Annotated in this window: 17 protein-coding genes; 2 read left to right on the forward strand and 15 right to left on the reverse strand. The window is 54.7% G+C overall.

Translation table 11 applies throughout. The features are described 5' to 3' along the window. Nucleotide 1: 1 nt before the first annotated feature. The 6 genes from MBOO_RS12290 to MBOO_RS12310 all read right to left on the reverse strand — a co-directional run bounded on the left by MBOO_RS12290 (nt 2) and on the right by MBOO_RS12310 (nt 6,935). Nucleotides 2-1,978 carry a V-type ATP synthase subunit I gene (locus tag MBOO_RS12290; protein WP_012107925.1) on the reverse strand — a complete coding sequence of 659 codons (1,977 nt, stop codon included), beginning with the start codon at nt 1,976-1,978 and terminating at the stop codon, nt 2-4. Then, on the reverse strand, nt 1,965-2,294 hold the full coding sequence (locus tag MBOO_RS12295; RefSeq protein WP_012107926.1) for an ATPase: 330 nt from the start codon (nt 2,292-2,294) through the stop codon (nt 1,965-1,967). The genes MBOO_RS12290 and MBOO_RS12295 overlap by 14 nt, the downstream gene beginning before the upstream one ends. A 147-nt stretch (nt 2,295-2,441) precedes the next feature. Beyond that, complete coding sequence (locus MBOO_RS12300) at nt 2,442-2,888, reverse strand: hypothetical protein (RefSeq protein ID WP_012107927.1); 447 nt, start codon at nt 2,886-2,888, stop codon at nt 2,442-2,444. Beyond that, on the reverse strand, nt 2,885-3,040 hold the full coding sequence (locus tag MBOO_RS14095) for a hypothetical protein (RefSeq protein WP_198324436.1): 156 nt from the start codon (nt 3,038-3,040) through the stop codon (nt 2,885-2,887). Before MBOO_RS14095 ends, MBOO_RS12300 begins: the two co-directional genes overlap by 4 nt. Nucleotides 3,041-3,090: 50 nt before the next feature. Beyond that, entirely contained in the window at nt 3,091-5,049 is a 1,959-nt protein-coding gene (locus tag MBOO_RS12305; RefSeq protein ID WP_012107929.1) for a type II secretion system F family protein, read from the reverse strand. Further along, entirely contained in the window at nt 5,049-6,935 is a 1,887-nt protein-coding gene (locus MBOO_RS12310) for a type II/IV secretion system ATPase subunit (RefSeq protein ID WP_012107930.1), read from the reverse strand. The genes MBOO_RS12305 and MBOO_RS12310 overlap by 1 nt, the downstream gene beginning before the upstream one ends. A 44-nt stretch (nt 6,936-6,979) precedes the next feature. On the opposite strand from MBOO_RS12310, the gene MBOO_RS12315 reads away from it, so the two are divergent. Then, nucleotides 6,980-7,807 carry an RAD55 family ATPase gene (locus MBOO_RS12315; protein ID WP_012107931.1) on the forward strand — a complete coding sequence of 276 codons (828 nt, stop codon included), beginning with the start codon at nt 6,980-6,982 and terminating at the stop codon, nt 7,805-7,807. Further along, entirely contained in the window at nt 7,804-8,502 is a 699-nt protein-coding gene (locus tag MBOO_RS12320) for a KaiC domain-containing protein (protein ID WP_012107932.1), read from the forward strand. The genes MBOO_RS12315 and MBOO_RS12320 overlap by 4 nt, the downstream gene beginning before the upstream one ends. A 43-nt stretch (nt 8,503-8,545) precedes the next feature. Here MBOO_RS12320 and MBOO_RS12325 read toward each other — a convergent pair whose 3' ends face one another. From MBOO_RS12325 to MBOO_RS13245, 9 genes are all read right to left on the reverse strand, one after another. After that, on the reverse strand, nt 8,546-8,932 hold the full coding sequence (locus MBOO_RS12325) for a DUF5658 family protein (RefSeq protein WP_012107933.1): 387 nt from the start codon (nt 8,930-8,932) through the stop codon (nt 8,546-8,548). Nucleotides 8,933-9,343: 411 nt separating this feature from the next. Continuing rightward, a complete protein-coding gene (locus MBOO_RS12330; protein WP_012107934.1) occupies nt 9,344-9,916 on the reverse strand; it encodes an FmdE family protein in 573 nt (190 codons plus the stop codon). Between the two features lie 17 nt (nt 9,917-9,933). Continuing rightward, entirely contained in the window at nt 9,934-10,893 is a 960-nt protein-coding gene (locus MBOO_RS12335; protein WP_012107935.1) for a class I SAM-dependent methyltransferase, read from the reverse strand. 53 nt (nt 10,894-10,946) lie between these two features. Continuing rightward, nucleotides 10,947-11,822: a class I SAM-dependent methyltransferase gene (locus MBOO_RS12340; protein WP_012107936.1), complete on the reverse strand. Its 876-nt coding sequence runs from the start codon at nt 11,820-11,822 to the stop codon at nt 10,947-10,949. A 54-nt stretch (nt 11,823-11,876) separates the two neighbouring features. Beyond that, the gene (locus tag MBOO_RS12345) at nt 11,877-12,059 is read right to left on the reverse strand and encodes a hypothetical protein (protein WP_012107938.1); all 183 of its coding nucleotides are present in this window, start codon (nt 12,057-12,059) and stop codon (nt 11,877-11,879) included. Between the two features lie 96 nt (nt 12,060-12,155). Then, on the reverse strand, nt 12,156-13,856 hold the full coding sequence (locus MBOO_RS12350; RefSeq protein WP_012107939.1) for a radical SAM protein: 1,701 nt from the start codon (nt 13,854-13,856) through the stop codon (nt 12,156-12,158). Nucleotides 13,857-14,045: 189 nt separating this feature from the next. After that, nucleotides 14,046-14,906, reverse strand: coding sequence for a DUF364 domain-containing protein (locus tag MBOO_RS12355; RefSeq protein ID WP_012107940.1), 861 nt, complete (start codon nt 14,904-14,906; stop codon nt 14,046-14,048). 18 nt (nt 14,907-14,924) lie between these two features. Further along, on the reverse strand, nt 14,925-15,581 hold the full coding sequence (locus MBOO_RS12360; RefSeq protein ID WP_048068776.1) for a response regulator: 657 nt from the start codon (nt 15,579-15,581) through the stop codon (nt 14,925-14,927). A gap of 8 nt (nt 15,582-15,589) precedes the next feature. Beyond that, nucleotides 15,590-18,295 carry a PAS domain S-box protein gene (locus MBOO_RS13245; RefSeq protein WP_012107942.1) on the reverse strand — a complete coding sequence of 902 codons (2,706 nt, stop codon included), beginning with the start codon at nt 18,293-18,295 and terminating at the stop codon, nt 15,590-15,592. Nucleotides 18,296-18,464 lie beyond the last annotated feature (169 nt).

Here is an 18,464-nt window from a genome sequence, read left to right on the forward strand (position 1 = left end):
TCTAGTCCTCCGTAAATTTCCTTTTCATTCCAAATGGATTGTATTTCCTGCCTCCACCCTTGTAGAACTTGGTGAAGAATTCGACATAATGCAACCGGATTGAGTGAAGACCGCCGTCGAGGAGTCCCAGGGCAAGGTTGAATGCGTGCCCCAGGAGGAAGATCAAAACCCCGATAACGATCATGACAATTCCGACAATGGAGAGATCCTTCATACCGGGATTGATGAACATCCCGATAGACATGTAGTTGACCACCATCGCGATGGCAACCGATGACAGCCCCACCGCTGTCAGACGGGTATACGAGAGCACGTGCGAGATGATCGTCGGGATCTCGATGATCTCGAGGACCGCATCGCGTGCTATGAAAATGACACCCATTACAATAAAGATGATCGCGACAACCATACCGACAGAGAGCCCCACCGCCACGATGGGAAGCCCGGTGAGATCCGGCATGAGCGGGATCGGGAACATCGACCAGATGGCAATGAGGATTCCCCACATAACGGTTATCCAGCCGAAGTTTGCAAGCACGGCTTTTATGCGGTGGTCGCCATGGTCCTGGCGGGCGTGGTTGACCATGCCAAGCGCCCTGCCGAGCGTGACATACAGGATACCGACCCAGACCGAGACGATTAAGAGCTGGGCGATCGCTGCCCCCTGCCCCCCGGCTTCAGTTACGCCGATGTTTAAGTGGCGGCTGTAGATGATCGGGGCCCACGGGAGCTCGAATCCCAAAAATTCACTGAACAAGAGCCCGAAGAAGATGCTCATGATGCTCGCGTTCCGGAGAATTTTCAGGAACTGCCTGGCCTCGTCGCCTTTCATGAACTTCCAGAGGCCAACACACAGTGCAAGCATCAGAAGGCCGTACCCGACATCACCCACGATCACCCCAAAGAAGATCGGGAACATGATCGACAAGAGAAGCGTCGGGTCTACTTCCGTATACGTCGGGCGGGAGTAGACATCCATGAGCAGCTGCGCAGGCTTTGCGAACTCCGGGTTGTTGTACTCCACAGGCACGGTGTCGTGCGCGAGATCGATAGGCTGTTCTGAGACAAAGACCCTGCCGCCGGTCACCTTGTCAAGGGCGGCAAAGAGCCCTGCGGTACGATCCGCGGGAACCCATCCTTCAGCCACGAACGCTTTTGCGGTCGTAGCAAACCTCAACGGTGCCTCGGTCTGTTCGATCTTTGCCCGGAATGCCTCCTCGCAGGCAACCAGGAGATCGGCGTGCGATTCCCGGATCTGTGCGAGTTTTGCATTAACCCCTTCAGTCTCTTTTTTGAGCGAGGTGATCTGCTCCGTGTAATACGCGGTGCGGACCGTTGCTGTGCCGCTCTCTTCCGGGATCCCAACCGACTGGAACTGCGCTTCCTGGAGCTCGCGTTCTGCCTGTGCACGGTCTTTTGCCGCAACCACGGCAATGACAAATACCCGGTCCTTGCCTTTTACAACAGTCTCAATCTCGTGCGGGACAGAAAGTACCACGTCCTTTGGGGCGTAACCGGCCAGCACGGAAAAATGCGCAGTGTTGCGCAAAAGAGCAAGATCGAGCGAAGTGTCCCTGAAGGGAGCAAGCTCTTGGATCTTCTGCTCGTACTCCTTTGCCTTCGTATCGAGTTTCGACCGGGCCGCTGCCAGGTCCTCGACCTCTTTTTCGATACCCGGGAGATCCTTTTCGATCTTCTGCCGGATCTCGGGTGCACTCAGTTTCTGTTTTGCGTCGATATCTTCGCCGCGGACAGAAAAGACGTTCTCAATTGCCCTGACCTTGACAAGCTCCTGCGATGCTTCTGTAGCCCCGGGAAGCGGATTTCCGATCTTAAAGCCCTCGTACCCTTCGCGTCCCTGCTCCACGTAATCTTCGATATGGAACAGGTGCTCGCGGTAGAGTTCCCCGATAATCGGTTCCGCCTGGTCCCGGGATGCAACGATAAGCACCCGGCTCATCGGTTTAGGCGCCAACATGCAGCTGCTCCTTAAACCGCGATACCAGCAGCTGCACTGCTTTTGAAAGGTTCCTTTTGCCCTTCTCGCTCAATGCCGCTGAACGCTGATTGCCTTCTTTTATGATATCAGCGTGTTTTAGAGCTGCCTGGTGCCGTGCTTCTTCCAGTTTCAGCTTCTTGTACTGTTCAGCATTGCTCTGCGCCTTGGTTACCAGGGTATCAGCTTCCAGTTCAGCCTGGGCACGTCGCTTCTTCTTCTCTTCCTGTGCCGTACTGATCACTGACTGATATTCAGTTTCAGTTTTCTTGATGTCGTTTAAGACCTCAGTTTTCATCCAACCCTCCACTCACGGCAGTACATACTTGGTAAAAATCACAATATATGCATTGTTATTTACGATCACAGGTGTTTTTCAGGAGAGGAAGCACCCCCGGTGACAGGCACACTGTACAAAAAGGGTCTCCGGGATGGTACCCGGGCGCTAGAGCCACTCAAGCGTCACGGTAGCCGGGACCGGGGAAATCCCGACGTTACCTTCGGTCATGCGGACGACAAGGCCCGCCAGTTCATCGGAGGAGCAGACGAGGTGCTGCTCCGGGTGTGTGCCCCGCACGATCGCACAGCTGGTCAGGATCTCCGGGGCCACGGAAACTACGTACGGGATCCGTTTCGATCCCGGGTGGTTTTTGGGGAGAACCACGAGCGGAAGATGGTACGTCCTGACCAGTTCAAGGAGCATCAGGGCAGGCTGCACCGGCCCGGCCCCGGGGGCGGAAACCACCACCACGTCGCCGGCATGGACCCCCTGGACAAATTCTTCAGCTGCAGTCTCGATGCAGAGCGCAAAACCCTCGCGTACGGGAGCCGCGAGGAGAAAAGAGTGGGCGCCTTTCGCGAGCAGGATATCGCCGCGGGCGTGTTCGTTCATATCTCGGCTACGTCTTCGGACTGGCAGGAAGGGCACATGGGCCTTTTGCCGATTCCCTTGAACCGTTCGCCGCATTCCCTGCACCGGTAATCCTTTCCTTTCACCCGGTCAGGGGGGATCTCGATATCCGTCGGTCCGCCAACAGTACACATGTCCAAAGTCACCTCACTACCCTATCTCCCGTGCTCTTATTTATGCCTGTTTACCCGTGAATGCCCGGCCGGTCCGGGTATACGGCGATAAAGAAGGTAAAGACAACAAGGGCAATGATCAGGAGGACACAGGAGTGCTTGACCCCGGCGGCGAGCGAGGCCTCGCCCATCTGGCCGGCGATCAGACCCGAGAAGAGCGCCTGGATCAGGCAGGCATGGTAGAGGAGCCGGTCAAAGGATTTGACCGGTACTGACCCAAGACCGGAGAGCGGGCCTGATCCCGAAATCCCCGCGGTCCCGATATGGGCAAGTACCGGCAGGAACTGTGTAGAGAGAACGGCAACGACAAAGAGGAAAACGAAGAACGAGAGGTATACGATCGCCGTATAGATGAACATCTCGGCAAGGCGCTCTTTTTTGAGGGTCTCGCTCATCTTTGCATCGCTTGCGGCAATCGCAAGCACCTCGCCGATCTGCCCGGTCATCTCGCTTGCCTTGGTGATGAGGGTCACGGTCCGGGCAATGGACGCGGTGCTGATCCGCTGCTCAAAGCGCATCAGCGCCTCGGAAAAGTTCGCACCCCAGTCCATGTCCCTTTTTATCCGCCGGATCTCGTAGCTGAGAAGGCCAAGGTTTGTGTTGACCATAATCCCGATTGCCTGTGCAATCGTGAGGCCGACCCGGTTGATCCCGGCCATCCGCTCCAGGAAATCCGGGATCATTGACTGGATCCCCTTGACCTTGTGAGACCAGATCTCATAAAATATGGCGTAGGGAATAAGGACGATCAAAAGGGCAATCACGAGATGAGCGTTCATCACCTCCATGAAGATTTCCGGATCCGCATAGTACGGGATATTCAGTAACACCAGTACGATGTAGAGTATCGCTATCGGGACGGTGATGTAGAGGGTATGGTTGACATCGTTGACAAAACTCTCAAAGGGATGACGGATGTAATGGGTGAGCGTCCGGACCTTGTCGTACATATGGAGCTGGTCAAAGAGAGGTTCCTCCCCTCCCTTTTTCTCCCGTAAGACATCCGAATACGTGTTGAGCTCCTTTACCCGTGTATACCTCTCGGCCTTCTCCGCTCTTCCCGATACAACGTCAATGAGCAGGATAAAGATAAACGACCCGATCGGCATGATCGCATAGACTACCAGGGAGAGCTGGAGAACGGCAGAACCCCCCATCATGCCCATGACCACCATGATGATGATCAGAAAAAGCGGGCCGGCAACAAAGAGGGTCACGTACGACTCGGCAACCATGGAAAGGAGGGTCAGGAACTGTTTCTGCTCAAACCGGGCCTCTTCCTGGTACAGCCTCACCCGGCTCGCGAGGAATTCCGAGAGATCCCCCCCGCTCTCGATCACCGAGAGAAGATCTTCGAGAAAATCCTTGAGCTTTGCAGAGGGTGTGGTACTGGAGAGATGCCGCATGGCGGTGAGCATATCAGAGCCGAAATAGTCCACATCCCGGGTGATCTGCCGGAACTCGAGCGCCACTTCCCCATAGATGGGGGCGTTCTCGGAGAGGGCGTAAAAGATCGACATCAGCTCAGCCCCGCCCCGGCGCATTGCGTACATATAGGCAACAGCGTTGTGCAGCGTCAGGTTGATCTTGATACTCCGGTTGTTCTTCTCGATGTGGGGGAGGCGGAGCAGGAGAAGGTAGGCGATGTACGCCCCAAAAGCAAAAGAGACTGCAACACTGACCGAGACTACTACCGTGGGACTGGAAAGGAACGCAAGACTTTCAGGGAGCTGGAGGTTGAGAACGTTATAGACTCCTCTCCCGGACCGGACCTCCTGGGCAAAAAACTCACTCACGATGTACCCGAGGATCGCAAAGATGATACCGGAAACAACCGAGATCCTCACAGACTTCCAGAGGTACTGCTCGAGCGTCAGGCCGGAACGCGACGAGACCAGGTCAGCATGGACGCTGTGGTACCGGATCGGGTCGCGCAGCAGCCATTTCTGGAGGGAGTGCCGGAAGTTCATCAGAGTACCTGTCTGAGATCGTCGTTGTGGGCGAGTACGTCCGCACGGTTGATATTATAATTATGGAAGAGTGAGGCAACTGATATGTAGTCGCGGATCCCCTGCGCATGCATGGCATCGAGGAGGCTTTTCCTTACGGTGATCTCATAATCGAGTTCTTCCCGTGTCCATCCTCGTTTTGTGGCGATCATGCTGTAAATCTGGGATCGACCCGTATAGATGGTCCGGTCATGGACTGGATCGTACTGAAAGACATTGTTGACCCGGAGGTTCCCGGTAGCAGGATCGATTCCGGCAATCTCGACAACCTCCTGGACCCGCCGCACCCTTTCTGTACCGCGGTAGATGAGGGCCTGAACACAAATGACGTTCAATGCCTGGACCATGTTACGCGGCACGTTGAGCGGCGCGCTCTCCAGACGGTGGATGGCCGCATCGATGCTTCCTGCATGCATGGTGGAGAACGTGGTGTGGCCGGTATTCATTGCCTGGAAAAGCGTCTGTGCCTCAGGACCCCTGACTTCCCCGACAAGAATGTACTCCGGCCGCTGCCGCATTGCAGCCCGGAGAAGATCGAACATGCTGATGGCATTGCCGCCCTCAGTGAGCGCCTCGCGGGTGACGCTAGCGATCCAGTTGTCATGATAGAGAGTGATCTCCCGCGTATCTTCGATGCTGACCACCTTGGCAATGGGGGGGATAAACAGTGAGACTGCATTGAGCGATGTGGTCTTCCCTGATGCAGTTCCCCCGATAAAGAGCAGGCTCATACCGTTTTCAATGGCAAGCCAGAAGTACACCAGCTCGTCGCTGGAGAATGTCCCGTACTCCATAAGCTCAATGGGAGAAAACGGGTCTTCGCGGAACTTGCGTATGGTAAAGGAGGTTCCCCGGGTAGTTACCTCGGTCCCGAGCGTCAGCTGGAGCCGCGAACCGTCCGGAAGGGTGGCATCCAGCAGGGGGGAGCCGGTAGAGATGTGTTTTCCCGAACGCTGGGCAAGGGTGATTGCAAGCGAATTCAAGACCGTGGCCTCGAACGCGATGTTGGTCTTGATATTCCGGTGTTTCCGGTGGTACAGGAAGATCGGGATCCGGCTGCCATCGCATGAAATATCCTCGAGGTTGGGATCTTTCATGAGCGGATCGATACGCGACCAGCCGATGAAATTCCGGATCAGGTAGTATTCGATCTTGAAATGTGCGGACTCATCAAGGACAAGGCCATAGTCGTCGAGGAGGCCATGCACCTTTGAGAGGAGGATTTTCTTCCGATCTGTTTTTACCTCATCTGAGGTCAGGATCAGGACATCAAGGAGGTCTTCATGGAGGCGTTCGAGCAGCTCGTACTCAAACTCCGAGAGCGGCGGTTCGAAGAGGAGGTACTCGGTCTGGTTGGTCTTCCGGTTGAGAGCGATATACACAAGGGTCAGGCCCTCTTCAATCCAGTACTGGTCGAGAAGATCGTAGCCGGCGGGGATCTCGGCCTTCACAAGCGGGCCGTGCCGTGCAGGATCGTACTCCTCCTCTGGCAGTTTATCACGGCCTTTAAGGAACCGGAAATAATGCCGGTAGCTCGCCTCGCGGATGCCGGATGACTGCAGGGCGGTGCCGGTATCTCCCGCCAAAGGTTGCGGGGTACCTGCACCCTTCACGGCCATCCCGGCCCGGGACCGGTATTCCCGGAGTCTGGTAAAAAGATCTGAAACCTTCATGCGTCCATCCTCGCGTGGTACCCCGTATTTCTGTTTATAGTTCGGCAGACACTCATATAAATAGTGTTTCCAAAGGAAACGTCGGCCAAACGGGCAGCGATACGGGAGGGCGTTTGCGGCGATTCCGGCACCGACTCGTCGCAGAATGACAGATATCTTTATCTGTGCGCCCATGAGAGTTTTAGAAAAAAACGGCAAGAAGATATACGGAGTACCGGATGCAGGAATCACAGGAAACCAGAATGCCCACCGGGATCGCATCGCTCGATCCTATCCTTGATGGGGGCGTCCCGCCGGGAACCCTGACCCTCCTTTTTGGCGATATCGGGGCCGGACACTACGAATTTGCCTACAGCTCCACGGTAAACTCCCTTGCAGAGATGCACCGGGTTCCCGGGGCCGGTATCCTGTACCCCAAAAAGATCCTGTACATCACGTTTACCCGGCTGGAGGCCGATATCAGGCGCGAGATCGTCCAGTCGTTTCCCACCGGTTCAGTGCCCGGCGGGATGGAGGGGATCGCGTTTGAGGATCTCTCGGATCTCTATTTCGACCGGAGCATTGTGCCGGACTCCTGGTACAGCCGCAGTGATACGCTGACCCGGCTCCAGAAGCGCTCCGAACATGCCAACATCTTCATGCGGCTCACGGAAATATTTGCGGCAGCAGAGCCGGAGACTATGATCATCCTCGATTCGATCACCGATATTGCAACCCAGACAAACCTTCCCAATCTCTGGGCAGACCTGACCGGTTTTCTCCGGGGCCTCCAGCGGTTTGCAAAGACAAAACGCCTGGCCATCTACCTGCTGCTCAGCCGGGGGATCATCGAACAGGCAAAGGAGATCGAACTGGCCGATATCGCCGATGCCGTATTTTTGTTCCGGTGGGAGGAGAGCACCGGCTCGCGGCGCCAGCGGGTGATGTATTTCGAGAAGTTCCGGGGGGTCATGCCGCATCTCGAAGAGCAGGACCTGGTGAAATTTGCCGTCAGGATCTCCACCACCGGGGGATTTGAAGTGAGCAATATCAGGATGGTCATATGAACAGCGACAGGGTGAAAATGGGAATCCCCGGGCTTGACGAAATGCTCGGAGGCGGGCTGCTTGCAGGGAACATCTGTGCCGTCATCGGGACGTACGGTACCGGAAAAACTACCTTTTCGCTGAACTTTATCTGGGACGGGCTTAAACGGGGCGAGCGGGCGATCTATATCAGCCTCGAAGAACGGGAGGACCGCCTGCTCCAGTACATGAAACAGAAAGGCTGGGACGTGGAGCCGTACCTCAACAAATCCCTCTTTATCATCAAGCTCGACCCAACGGATTTCAACCTCGCGAACAACCGGATCAAAAACGAGCTCCCCAACCTGATCAGCGAGGTAAAGGCGAGCCGGGTGGTGATCGATCCGATCTCGCTCTTTGAAGACCTTTTTTCAAGCGATGCCGAAAGGCGGCGCGAAATGTTCCGGTTTATCGACGGGCTGCGGGAAAAGAATTGCACCATGATGATGACCTCCGAGACCAACAGCGACAATGTCTTTTCGAGCCGTCACGGACTCATCGAATACCTGGCAGATACGGTCATCCTGCTCCGCTATGTCCGCTCAAGCGATCTCACCGATGTCTACCTGGCGCTTGAAGTGGTCAAGATGCGGATGTCGTCTCATTCCCGGGAGATCAAGCCTTACGCGATCGAGCAGACGCAGGTCACGGTCTTCTCGGAAGCAAACGTGTTTTGAAGCCGTACATTCCGTTACGGCCCTTCCCTTTTTTCTCACCGTGTTACCCTGCAAGGTAACCCAGGATATGAGGGATGAGCACCGAGGTATTGTTAAGGACGACAATTGTGTACATCACGATCAGCGCTGCATACAATGCCATGCCCGATCCTTTTATTCGGGCCTCTGCATTGAGTGCAACGGGGATAATACAGAGGACAATGCCTATTTTGAGAAGAATGTGCAGGGCCGGGGTTGTAACAATCCCCGTCATTACTGGGTTGAGTTCCATCCCGCCCATATGCAGGATGAGCTGAGTGGTCAGGATGTCAAGGAGGAAAAGGTCTGCAAGGACAAGCGAGAGCAGAATGATCCATGTAAATACCCCGGTACCTGGCCCTACATTCCGGGGGAAGAGACCGATATCGGCCTGTATGAGGTCTTCCGCCATATTTCACAATTGATGGCACCATATTAAATATTTTTCTTTGTTAACATAAGCGATATCCTTTGATTTTATGAGAAATTCTCGCGTATTTGATGCATATTTGGAGATATAAGTACATATTTGTTGGTTAATACCTTTCTTTTGTCAAGAGACTTAAGTTAATTTTTATGCCTCACGAGCCACCATGGAATAGGTACAGCGGCAAACAGTCATGCAGCAAGGAGAGAGAACTCAGTAGATTTCCCGCGGATAGTTCCCCAGAGTAAAGTCTCAAGGCAACAGAGAGACTGAAAAACTGGGATCCTTTCACCAACCATAGGAAAGGATTCGGAAAGAAGATCAAAAATGCCGTATCCTTAAAAATCAGATGTGGGATCGTTTTCCCGGACCGATTCTATGATCTTCAGAGACAGATCAAGCAGATTTTCTAGGGATGACCGTGTAGTACGATTCACCGGCACAGTTCCTGCAGAATACAGCTCCATCCCGGACAATCTGCCGGTTATCGGAGATCTGCTCTCCGCATACACTGCACACTGCATTCCCCACGGGAAGCCCGGGGAGATCTTCCCGGGGGATGGCAAGCCGGACCTGTTCAATCTTCAGGATCTCTTCTTCGGGAATACAGGAGAGTACCGTGATGAGCTCTTTTCGATCGATCTTGTCATGTTCGGCCCGGTTCTTCTCGTGGACCGAGACACGGATAGTTTTTCCGGTCGTGGTATTTACAAACGTTGCAGCGAATTTCCCGAAATCCTTGTGTTTGAGACTGCGGTGGCCCAGGGAACAGCCGGTAATGGCCTGGACGGCATCGGTGCCGCACCGGTCGATCTCCATGAACACGATCAGGTTGTGAATCGGTTCGTGGGGATTTATCCCCACTTCGCGGAGGCCGGCGAGGGTAAGCCGTGTCCCAAGAACAATGCCGGGGCAGACGTGCCCGTGGAACTCTTTTGCTTTGTTGAATAGTATGTCGTAGTCGCTCATTTCGGTCACTATCCTTGTCACGGGGTATTCCGGGATTTACGGGATCCCGAACCCCGGATATTTGTTGATTTCACCGCAGATTGTCCCTGCGTCCACCAGATGTGGGCCCCCAGAGTCTCGCCCCCCAGTACAAAACCGTCTCCTTCCTCACGCAATACGGACTGGAAATAATTCCGGACAGTCTCCTCGTGGGCGGTTGTTGAGCATTTCAGTCTCCCGGAAAACTCAGCAACTGCATCGTCAACGGACGCGTAGACTGACGGAGGAAATTTCGTCTCAACTTCGAGGTTGGCATAGATACCCATCTCGCAAAGCACCTGCCAGAGCCAGTCTGCTGTAGGCTCACCGGGAAATTCCCCGCCATGAAGAAGCGGCCAGAGATCCCTGTTTACCTGAACCCATGCAGGAGGGGTCATGAACCAGAAAAGATGGATGGTCCCGGCACAGCACTCCACCATCTTTGCCAGGGCTTTACCGATATCCATCATGGTCAGTGAATATGAGGCAATGACGACATCGAACGGTTCCCCGAGTTCCTGTACCGTGATATCTTCCCAGCGCTTGGGGATTACTCTGATATCTTCGGCATTCCGCTCGCGCATGTTTTCGGCAAGAGCTTCCCGCATAACCGGTGACGGTTCAACCGCCGTGACTCGGCACCCCCGGGCCGCAAGCGGCACTGCGTAGGTTCCCGGCCCGGTCCCGATATCAAGAACACGGGCTCCTTTTGGAACACTAAGGGCGGCTGCACGGGTCTCATCATCCCTGTCATGCTTTTTTCTGCCTTTCATATAAACGGCATTGATCATCTCCTTGTTTGCCCAGAACTGCCGGGCATTCCCATATACCGGGACAGCGCAATGAGCCAGTTTCAGCTGCCGCCACTGCTCCCTCCAGAAGAATGGATCACGGGGAAAGGGTGAAGATCCCGATAGTGGGGAGGTGAAAAGACGTTCCGGCTTTATGGATTTGGGCATTTTTTACATAACCCCTTCTTTGTTTGGAGATTTCATCTGCATTCGATTACCGGCTACTGATCTACTGCAGCCCACCAGATGTGGGCACCGAGCGCCCGGCCATTCAAGAAATATCCTTTTTCGCTTTTTGCCAGTGTCCGGGCGAAGTATGTGCGGAGGATTGCATCCTGTTCCGCGGTCGTGCAGTTCATGCGATCGTGGAATTCCGTGACCGCCTCTTCGATGGAGGGATAGTACGCCGGGTTGCACCCGCCCTCAACCGAGAGATGTGCATAAATCCCCATTTCATAGAGCACCTGCCAGAGGCAGTCCGCAGTTGGCTCACCGTAAAATGCGGTGCCATGGATCTCTTTCCATACCCCGGCATTGACCTGCGCCCAGAGCGGCTGGGTCAAAAACCAGAAGATATGGGTGGTGCCACGGCAGGCATGCTGCATTTTTAGAACGGCCTCACCGATATCGGCAACCATGAGACTGTAGGATGCGATGACTGCATCGTACGGCTCACCGAGATCTTCCCGTGTCACATCCTCCCATCGCTTTGGGATCAGGGTGATCTCCCGGGTTTTCTGCCCTCGCTGGTACTCGGTAAGGGCTTCTCCCATCAGGGGTGAGGGTTCCACTGCGATGACTTCGCACCCGCGTGCAGCAAGAGGCACGCTGAGAACCCCAGTTCCGGCCCCGATTTCAAGAACCCGTGAGCCATTTTTTATTCCCATTCCATTGATCCGGGTCTCTGCCTGCTCCCTCCATTCGTTAAGATCACCGATAAAATGTTTTTTTATTCCTTTTTTATCATTCCAGAAACTGTTGTCTTCACTTTTCCGTGATTCAAGCAGGGCCAGACGCTGCGCTTTCCACCGGTCGCGCCAGTATGTCCGCTCTTGGGTCACCGCCGAACAGGTTGGCAGAACGAGATCCGGGATCATATCCGAATAATTGTATTGATTTCGGTATTTATTAAATACAATGATTAAACATTTTCAGGCAAGGTCGAGAGTCTTCATCCGTTTCTCCAGCGCGAGTTCCTGTACTAGGAATGCGATCTGCTCATCGGTAAACTCGTCCCGGATAGAATCCGCATAAAAATACAGGTAATCATCTGCGCTAAACACGGTATCGAAATCAGACTCCGGGGTTTTGTCGCAACTTCTTACCTCCGTCATTTCAAAACTCCTGCATCTCCTTTATCCTGATTCCAGGTTTTCCTGTGAGGTCCATTGGTTGATCGCGTCATTTGCGAAACGGTAAGAACCTGCTTTTTATGAAAGTGTACCTTCCATCTCACGCTCATACCGCTCCTGCTCACCGGCAAGCGAGTAGCGGAACTGCGCCGGGTGGAGGCAGTTTGCTACATCCATGAGACCCAGTGCCCAGCTTATTGTCCCGTCCGCATGACTGCTGTTGAGCATATACACACGATTCGTATCAAGTGCCCGGCAGTGAATCCCGAGATCCCGGCAGGTTGTAATAAAATCGGAAACCGGGGGGGCAAAATGGCCTGATACGAGGATTACCTCCGGGTCAAGCCGGTTGATTTCCTCGACGGAATATTCGGGATTTTTACTTTCCGTGAAGCCGAGCTCGCGGTTGAGGCTTCTCCCCCCTGCAATCTCGATCAGCTGGTTTACCGGCTTTGCCGCGTATAGCGGGAAGAGCGGGTGGCTGAGCACTGCGTAAACCCGGGGCTTCCCGGTAACCGGCGCTTTTTCCTGCACTTCGTCCCTCACATCCAAGATGTACCGGGCGAGCCGGTCCGCCCGCTCTTCCCGGTGAACGAGCGTTGCAAGGTACCGGACCATATCGAGATATGCATCTATGCTGCCGGTGTGGGTGGAAAAATCGGTGAGATAGCCGTTTGTAATCAGCGTGTTTGAAACACGGTCAATTACTTTTTCATCGGTGACCCCGAGGGTAGCGAGAATACCGCTTGCGACCCGCGCCCCCATGATTGAGCGATATCCCCCAAGAACCTGGACTTCTCCTTCGAATATCGGATCGATCGTACCCGTACACGGGAACCGGTATCCGCAGCTGCATATACCGTCAGGATGACAGGATAGTACCCGTGCTGCCATGGGCCCAAAGAAGACCCGGTGGATGAGAATTTTCCCGCAGACCGGGCACCGGGTGTCGAGCTCCGTTGTCGCGGGGGTATTGAACAGGTACACGTGATCAAGGTAGTTCCGCAGGGTCGTGCAGAGTGCTTCCCCTTGTGCCCGCGTCGGGGCGATCGGCTCGAGATCCGGATGCGTCGCCATGAAACGCATGACCTGGAAGGGAATGGATGGCGAGATCGCACGGACACGCTCTGCGGCCCCGGTAACTTCCTGCTCCCTCCCATTAAGGTACATGACCGAGACCTCTACGGATATGCCATTATCGTACAGGATCTTCAGGTTCCGGTAGACCGGGGCGGATGATACGGCACCGCATTCCCGGTACCGCTCATCCGATGATCCCTTGAGGCCGATGTTGACAAAATCCAGGTACGGGAGCAGGCTTTGCAGGGTCTCCGGTGTCATGTAGCCATTGCTGGAGCAGCCGACAAGGAGCCCCGCGCTCTTTGCTGCCTTTGCGACCCGGAGAAACGTGGGAAAGGACACGGCAGGTTCGTTGAGACAGAACGTGATACCCCGGCAGGAATACTCCCGGGCAATCGACAGGATCTCCTCCGGGGGATGCGGGACAAGTACCTCCTGCAGAGTCCCGGGCCGGGTGGTCTGGAACTCTGAGATACAGCCGTCACAGGCAAAGTTACAGCCCATGGTACTGATCAACAGGAAGATACCGTTCGGGTAAAAGTGGATCATCGGGATGGATTCGCTGGAGACCGGGTAGATATTGAGATACCGGTCCGGGTAATTTTCCGTGATCGCACCCATACTGTTCCGGTACATCCGGCAATACCCGTTCTGTCCTTCCTGCATATCGCAGGCCCGTTCACAATAGCCGCATCTCATGATTGATTCCCTTCCCTGTCTTCGGGTACGGTCACGAAATTTTGTCGGAATCGCCGGCAAAGGGATTCCCTCAACCCTACGTTTGATAATTATTATTTGTTAACTTTACTGAAAAGTTTAACTTATACTGGGAAAACCCTCAAAACCCACGCAATATAATAAAAAACAGGGCGGCACAAAACGCAGAAATTACCGCTGCCGGGTGAGGGTCTTCTCCGCAGATTTTCCAAAGAAATGATACCCTGATCCGCCCTCGGCTATCGTATCGAGCAGCCGGTCCGGATCGGTAACAACATCTCCTCCCAGCACCGTGACACCGCGCCGGAAGAATGCGGCGGGGAGCATACTCGCGGTCGGTCCCACGACAACGATCTCTGCACCGGGCCGTGCCGAGGCAAGAAGGGGTTCGAGCGTGTTGTTCAGAAGGGTTGTGCCGGTAATGACAAGCATGTCGGCCCTGCGGATCTCTGCATCTGCTTTCCCTGGTGGGATGGCAAACGGCAATTCATCGGGTTTGAGGGTACGCAGATCGAGTTCGAGAATCCCAAACGGTTTTCCCCGGACTTTCAGGCGCTTAATAATCGGTACAAGCGCTCCGACAACCACCACATATCCCATTTCCGGCAGAAGGAGAGTTTCGAGTGCATCTTTCCCTGCATCGGTCACGCAAGCATCATCAGGCCGGCGTTTCCTGCAGGACTCCGCGAGGGCATTGATGACAGCAACGCCAACCGCTTTTTTCAGGGGCGGGGCCCCGGCCAGATCCCGGATAAAATCCGCGGCGGGTTTCCCGGTAAATTTTCCCGGGTACGGCATTGCCCGGGCAGAGCTCGGGCAGCAGACAGCATCCGGGATCTCCTTTATGGGAGTAAAGCAGATCCCACCGGAGCCGTCGCTAAGTTTGATGCCGGTAAAGAAGATCCCGATGACAACCCGTTCGATTGTGATCGTTTCAAAATTGCTGCCGAGAATATCCCGGATCTCCGTAAGGGTCTCCTCCAAGATCGAACCGGGCCGGGAAAAGAGGGTGGAATCAGTAACGGGCATCATGGTAACCGGGTTTACCCTTTACCGGTACCGGGGCTTCGGCACCGGCTCGCGGGAGGCTTTTTTGATCTCCTCTTTGATCTGCCGGTGGCGTGCCTCCTGGGTTTTGAGATGGCCCTCAAGGTTTTTTAGTGCCTGGAGGATGTTGTCACTGACCGGGACAGGCGGTTTGTCGGGCTTGTAGGTATTTTCAAGGATTGTAAGGAAGCGCCGGTTGACTTCAATGCTCTTTGCGAGCCGGGCATATTCGCTGATAACCTCGCCATCAATCCCGCACCGACGGGCCCTTTCCACATCCGAAAGGATGGCCTGCCGGCGGCGGAGCACATGTTCGATCGTATCGTAGAGCTCGAAATTGGTGATCGGCTTGAGAACGTAATCCTCGATAAGGACACTGTACTGCTCTGCCTGTGCCGGGGTAAGCAGTTTTGAGGTGAGCATAAGAACGGGAAGATCCAACGTGGCCGGATCTTCCTTGATCTTTTCAAGCGTAGTCCAGCCGTCCATGGGCGTCATCATGACGTCGAGGAGGAGGAGATCCGGCATTGTTGTGGCTAAGAGATCCAGGCATTCCTGGCCACTGTGCGCGACAAGGGGACAGTAACCTCCCTCTTTAAGCATCGTAACAAATACGTCAGCAACATGCCGGGTATCGTCTACCACAAGAATCGTGTACATGTCCACCATCAGTCCGGATTTACCTGTTGTTGCCCGATCCCGGGGCTTTTTGACCGGGAGGAGTTCACCGGGTAGTTCGGGGTATCGGTGAGCCGGTATCCGCCCGGGGGAACTGTAATCTCAAACCGGGCGCCCCGGCCCGGTTCGCCGGTCTCCTGGATGGAAATATTTGTGATCGAAAGGATCTCCCGGCACAAAAAGAGACCAAGCCCGGTGTTCTTCCCAAACCCTTTCTCAAAAATCTTACTTTTCTCCTCACTGGGGATCCCGACACCATTATCCTCCCAGGAAAGGACCAGCCGGTCGTCATTGTGGCGGGACGAGACCCGGATCTCCGTTACGGTCTGGCCGTGCCGGATTGAATTATCCAAAAGGTTGAAGAAGACTTTTTCAAGAAGCGGATCCGCATAGAGTTCGACATCGGCAAGATCTACGGTTAGCACAATTGTTTCGGGGATCTGGAGATGCCGGATGAGCGTACTCACCTCCAGCCATTTCGGTTCGGCGATCCCGAAATTCTGGTACATCTGGGTATCTGAGATCAGGTGCTGGATCGCAGTCGTGATGTCTTCGAGCTTGGTGAAATAATAGGAAAGCGCAGGGTTCTGGAACTTCATGCGCAGGATTGTAACGTACCCGAGCAGGGCCGAGACATTATTGAGGATATCGTGCCGGGTGATACTTGCCATCAGGTTGAGCTGGTGGTTTGCCTGTAAGAGCGCAGTCTCCGCCTTTTTATGTTCCGTGATATCGTAAAAGATCGTGGCAAACCGGTCCTTTCCCGGAGAACACACCGATACACGGAAATGTTTCTGGAGTTCCGGGAAATACCGCTCGAACGTTTCCGTTTTGCCGGTAGCTGCTACCCGGGCGTAGATGTCCAGGTGCGGGGGCTCCGGGGTGTTGTAGGCTTCGCGGCTGGTCTTCCCGATTACGGACGAACGGCTGGCGCCAAGTGTGCGCCAGACCGCATCATTTGCCTTAAGGATCCGGTAATCCGACGCGGTGCTGCCACCGGAATACACGATCTCGCAAAGGGCAACCGGCTCATCCATATGGTCGAAGAGAAGACGGAACTCTTCGTCTCCTTCCTTAAGGGCACCCTCAAGGGTCCGGCTTCCCGTCGTATCCCGCAGGGACAGGAAATGGGCAATTTTTCCCTCGTACAGGACCACGGTCCCGGAACTTTCCACGGGGATCAGGTTCCCCTGGGCTGAAAGCATGGTGTAGTTTGCCGGGCCGGTGCCGGATCCCCGTGATGCCTGCACGAATTCCTGCGCCAGTGCATCCCGGGATTCCGGTGCGATAAAATCCATGACCGTTCTGCCGATCAGTGAGGCGCTGTCCGGGGTCTCAAAAATCCGGGCCGCAGCACTGTTGGCAAAGAGGATCGAACCCCCGAAATCCACAACAAGAACGGGTTCACGCGAGTGCCCGGCAAGCAGCCGGAACTTCTCTTCATATTCCTGGACTTTTAGTTCGGCTTTTTTCCGTGCAGAAATGTCCAGGAAGATCCCTGCGTAGCTCTGTTCGTTCCCGCGTACGGACCGGTTTCCCATCCCCCAGATCCAGATAGTCTCCCCCGATGGTTTAATAAACCGACCCTCGAAGTTCCACGATGCGCCATCCTCCTGTGCCCCATCGGTAGCCGAGGTAAAACGTTCCCGGTCATCCGGGTGCATGTGCCGGGCAACCCAGCTAAAGAAATCCCCATCCGAACGATCGAACCCGAGAATGTTTTCGCTTGCGGGCCGGTTGATAAAATGGACCTCGTTTTCCCCGGAGGGGCGGGAGCAGTACTGGTACACGACTCCGGGGAGAGAGGCGACAACCTCCTCTATCTTCTGCCAGTGGTCACCAGGCTCTTCCCGTGCTGCAGGAACCTCATGCGATACACCGGCATGCCGGGGATCCGGCAGTTCCAGGACAGGAAGAGAGAGCGATTCAATGGCACCGATGACCGATCCGTTCTGGTCCCGGAGGGGCATGGCCCTGCAGGACAGTTTAATGGAGGAAAGCCGGGGAATCTTCAGCCGGGTTTCGGATGCAAGGATACCTCCTTCGCATTCTTCAAGGAGAGGGTAATAGTTCCCGGCATCTGCATCGGACCGGAAAATAAGATCGACAAGGGACGGCCGCGGTTCTCCATACAGCACCCGGGAATATTCGTACTTTCCCTTGCCAAGGATCTCCGGTGCCGGTACCCCGGTCAATGTTTCCATTGCATGGTTCCAGCCGATAAGGGTACCCTCCTTATCGATCGCAAAGGTGGCATCGGGGAAAAAATTGATCAGCTCGGCCACAAGGATGCCAGGACTGGCCGGGACATTCCGGGGAGTACGCCGTTCTATTGCAAGTTTGATCCGGTTTTCCAGCCGGGCAAACTGCAACCGTGCATCCTCGCCTTTCCGGAGGTAAAAATCCACGCCGTCATCTATTGCCTGGATGGCCACGTCCTCCCTCCCTTTACCGGTAAAGAGGATAAAGGGGAGGTCGCCAAAGGTTGTTCGGACATTCCGGAGGAATTCAAGGCCATCGATCCCCGGCATCTGGAAATCGGATATGACGGCATCGTACTGCCGTACTTTTAAGGCGTCAAGGCCTTCCTGGACAGATTGTTTTGTATCAACGGAAAACTCACCCCGGTACTCCAGGAAGAGCCGGGTCAGCTCAAGGAGGGTTGCTTCATCGTCAACATAAAGAACGGAAATCATGTCCTTACCTTGGGAGACGGCTGCTGCTTACCCGGGCCAAAACAATAATGAAACTCATTGTTCTTTTCCTAAAATAAAGTGCCACTGGTTAAAGGCGCTGCGCCAATCTCTATTGCACCCAATACTTTTTATCCCAATCACTGTATCTTGGTCCCACAAATCATTGTTA

It is taken from the genome of Methanoregula boonei 6A8 (genome assembly GCF_000017625.1).
Lineage (GTDB): Archaea > Halobacteriota > Methanomicrobia > Methanomicrobiales > Methanospirillaceae > Methanoregula > Methanoregula boonei.

Coding starts and splice junctions, on each gene's coding strand:
- MBOO_RS12335 (WP_012107935.1), bottom strand. CDS start 10,893: ATGCCCAAATCCATAAAGCCGGAACGTCTTTTCACCTCCCCACTATCG.
- MBOO_RS13245 (WP_012107942.1), bottom strand. CDS start 18,295: ATGATTTCCGTTCTTTATGTTGACGATGAAGCAACCCTCCTTGAGCTG.
- MBOO_RS12345 (WP_012107938.1), bottom strand. CDS start 12,059: ATGACGGAGGTAAGAAGTTGCGACAAAACCCCGGAGTCTGATTTCGAT.
- MBOO_RS12290 (WP_012107925.1), bottom strand. CDS start 1,978: ATGTTGGCGCCTAAACCGATGAGCCGGGTGCTTATCGTTGCATCCCGG.
- MBOO_RS12330 (WP_012107934.1), bottom strand. CDS start 9,916: ATGAGCGACTACGACATACTATTCAACAAAGCAAAAGAGTTCCACGGG.
- MBOO_RS12355 (WP_012107940.1), bottom strand. CDS start 14,906: ATGATGCCCGTTACTGATTCCACCCTCTTTTCCCGGCCCGGTTCGATC.
- MBOO_RS12325 (WP_012107933.1), bottom strand. CDS start 8,932: ATGGCGGAAGACCTCATACAGGCCGATATCGGTCTCTTCCCCCGGAAT.
- MBOO_RS12360 (WP_048068776.1), bottom strand. CDS start 15,581: ATGTACACGATTCTTGTGGTAGACGATACCCGGCATGTTGCTGACGTA.
- MBOO_RS12315 (WP_012107931.1), top strand. CDS start 6,980: ATGCAGGAATCACAGGAAACCAGAATGCCCACCGGGATCGCATCGCTC.
- MBOO_RS12350 (WP_012107939.1), bottom strand. CDS start 13,856: ATGAGATGCGGCTATTGTGAACGGGCCTGCGATATGCAGGAAGGACAG.
- MBOO_RS12305 (WP_012107929.1), bottom strand. CDS start 5,049: ATGAACTTCCGGCACTCCCTCCAGAAATGGCTGCTGCGCGACCCGATC.
- MBOO_RS12320 (WP_012107932.1), top strand. CDS start 7,804: ATGAACAGCGACAGGGTGAAAATGGGAATCCCCGGGCTTGACGAAATG.
- MBOO_RS12340 (WP_012107936.1), bottom strand. CDS start 11,822: ATGATCCCGGATCTCGTTCTGCCAACCTGTTCGGCGGTGACCCAAGAG.
- MBOO_RS14095 (WP_198324436.1), bottom strand. CDS start 3,040: ATGTGTACTGTTGGCGGACCGACGGATATCGAGATCCCCCCTGACCGG.
- MBOO_RS12310 (WP_012107930.1), bottom strand. CDS start 6,935: ATGGGCGCACAGATAAAGATATCTGTCATTCTGCGACGAGTCGGTGCC.
- MBOO_RS12300 (WP_012107927.1), bottom strand. CDS start 2,888: ATGAACGAACACGCCCGCGGCGATATCCTGCTCGCGAAAGGCGCCCAC.
- MBOO_RS12295 (WP_012107926.1), bottom strand. CDS start 2,294: ATGAAAACTGAGGTCTTAAACGACATCAAGAAAACTGAAACTGAATAT.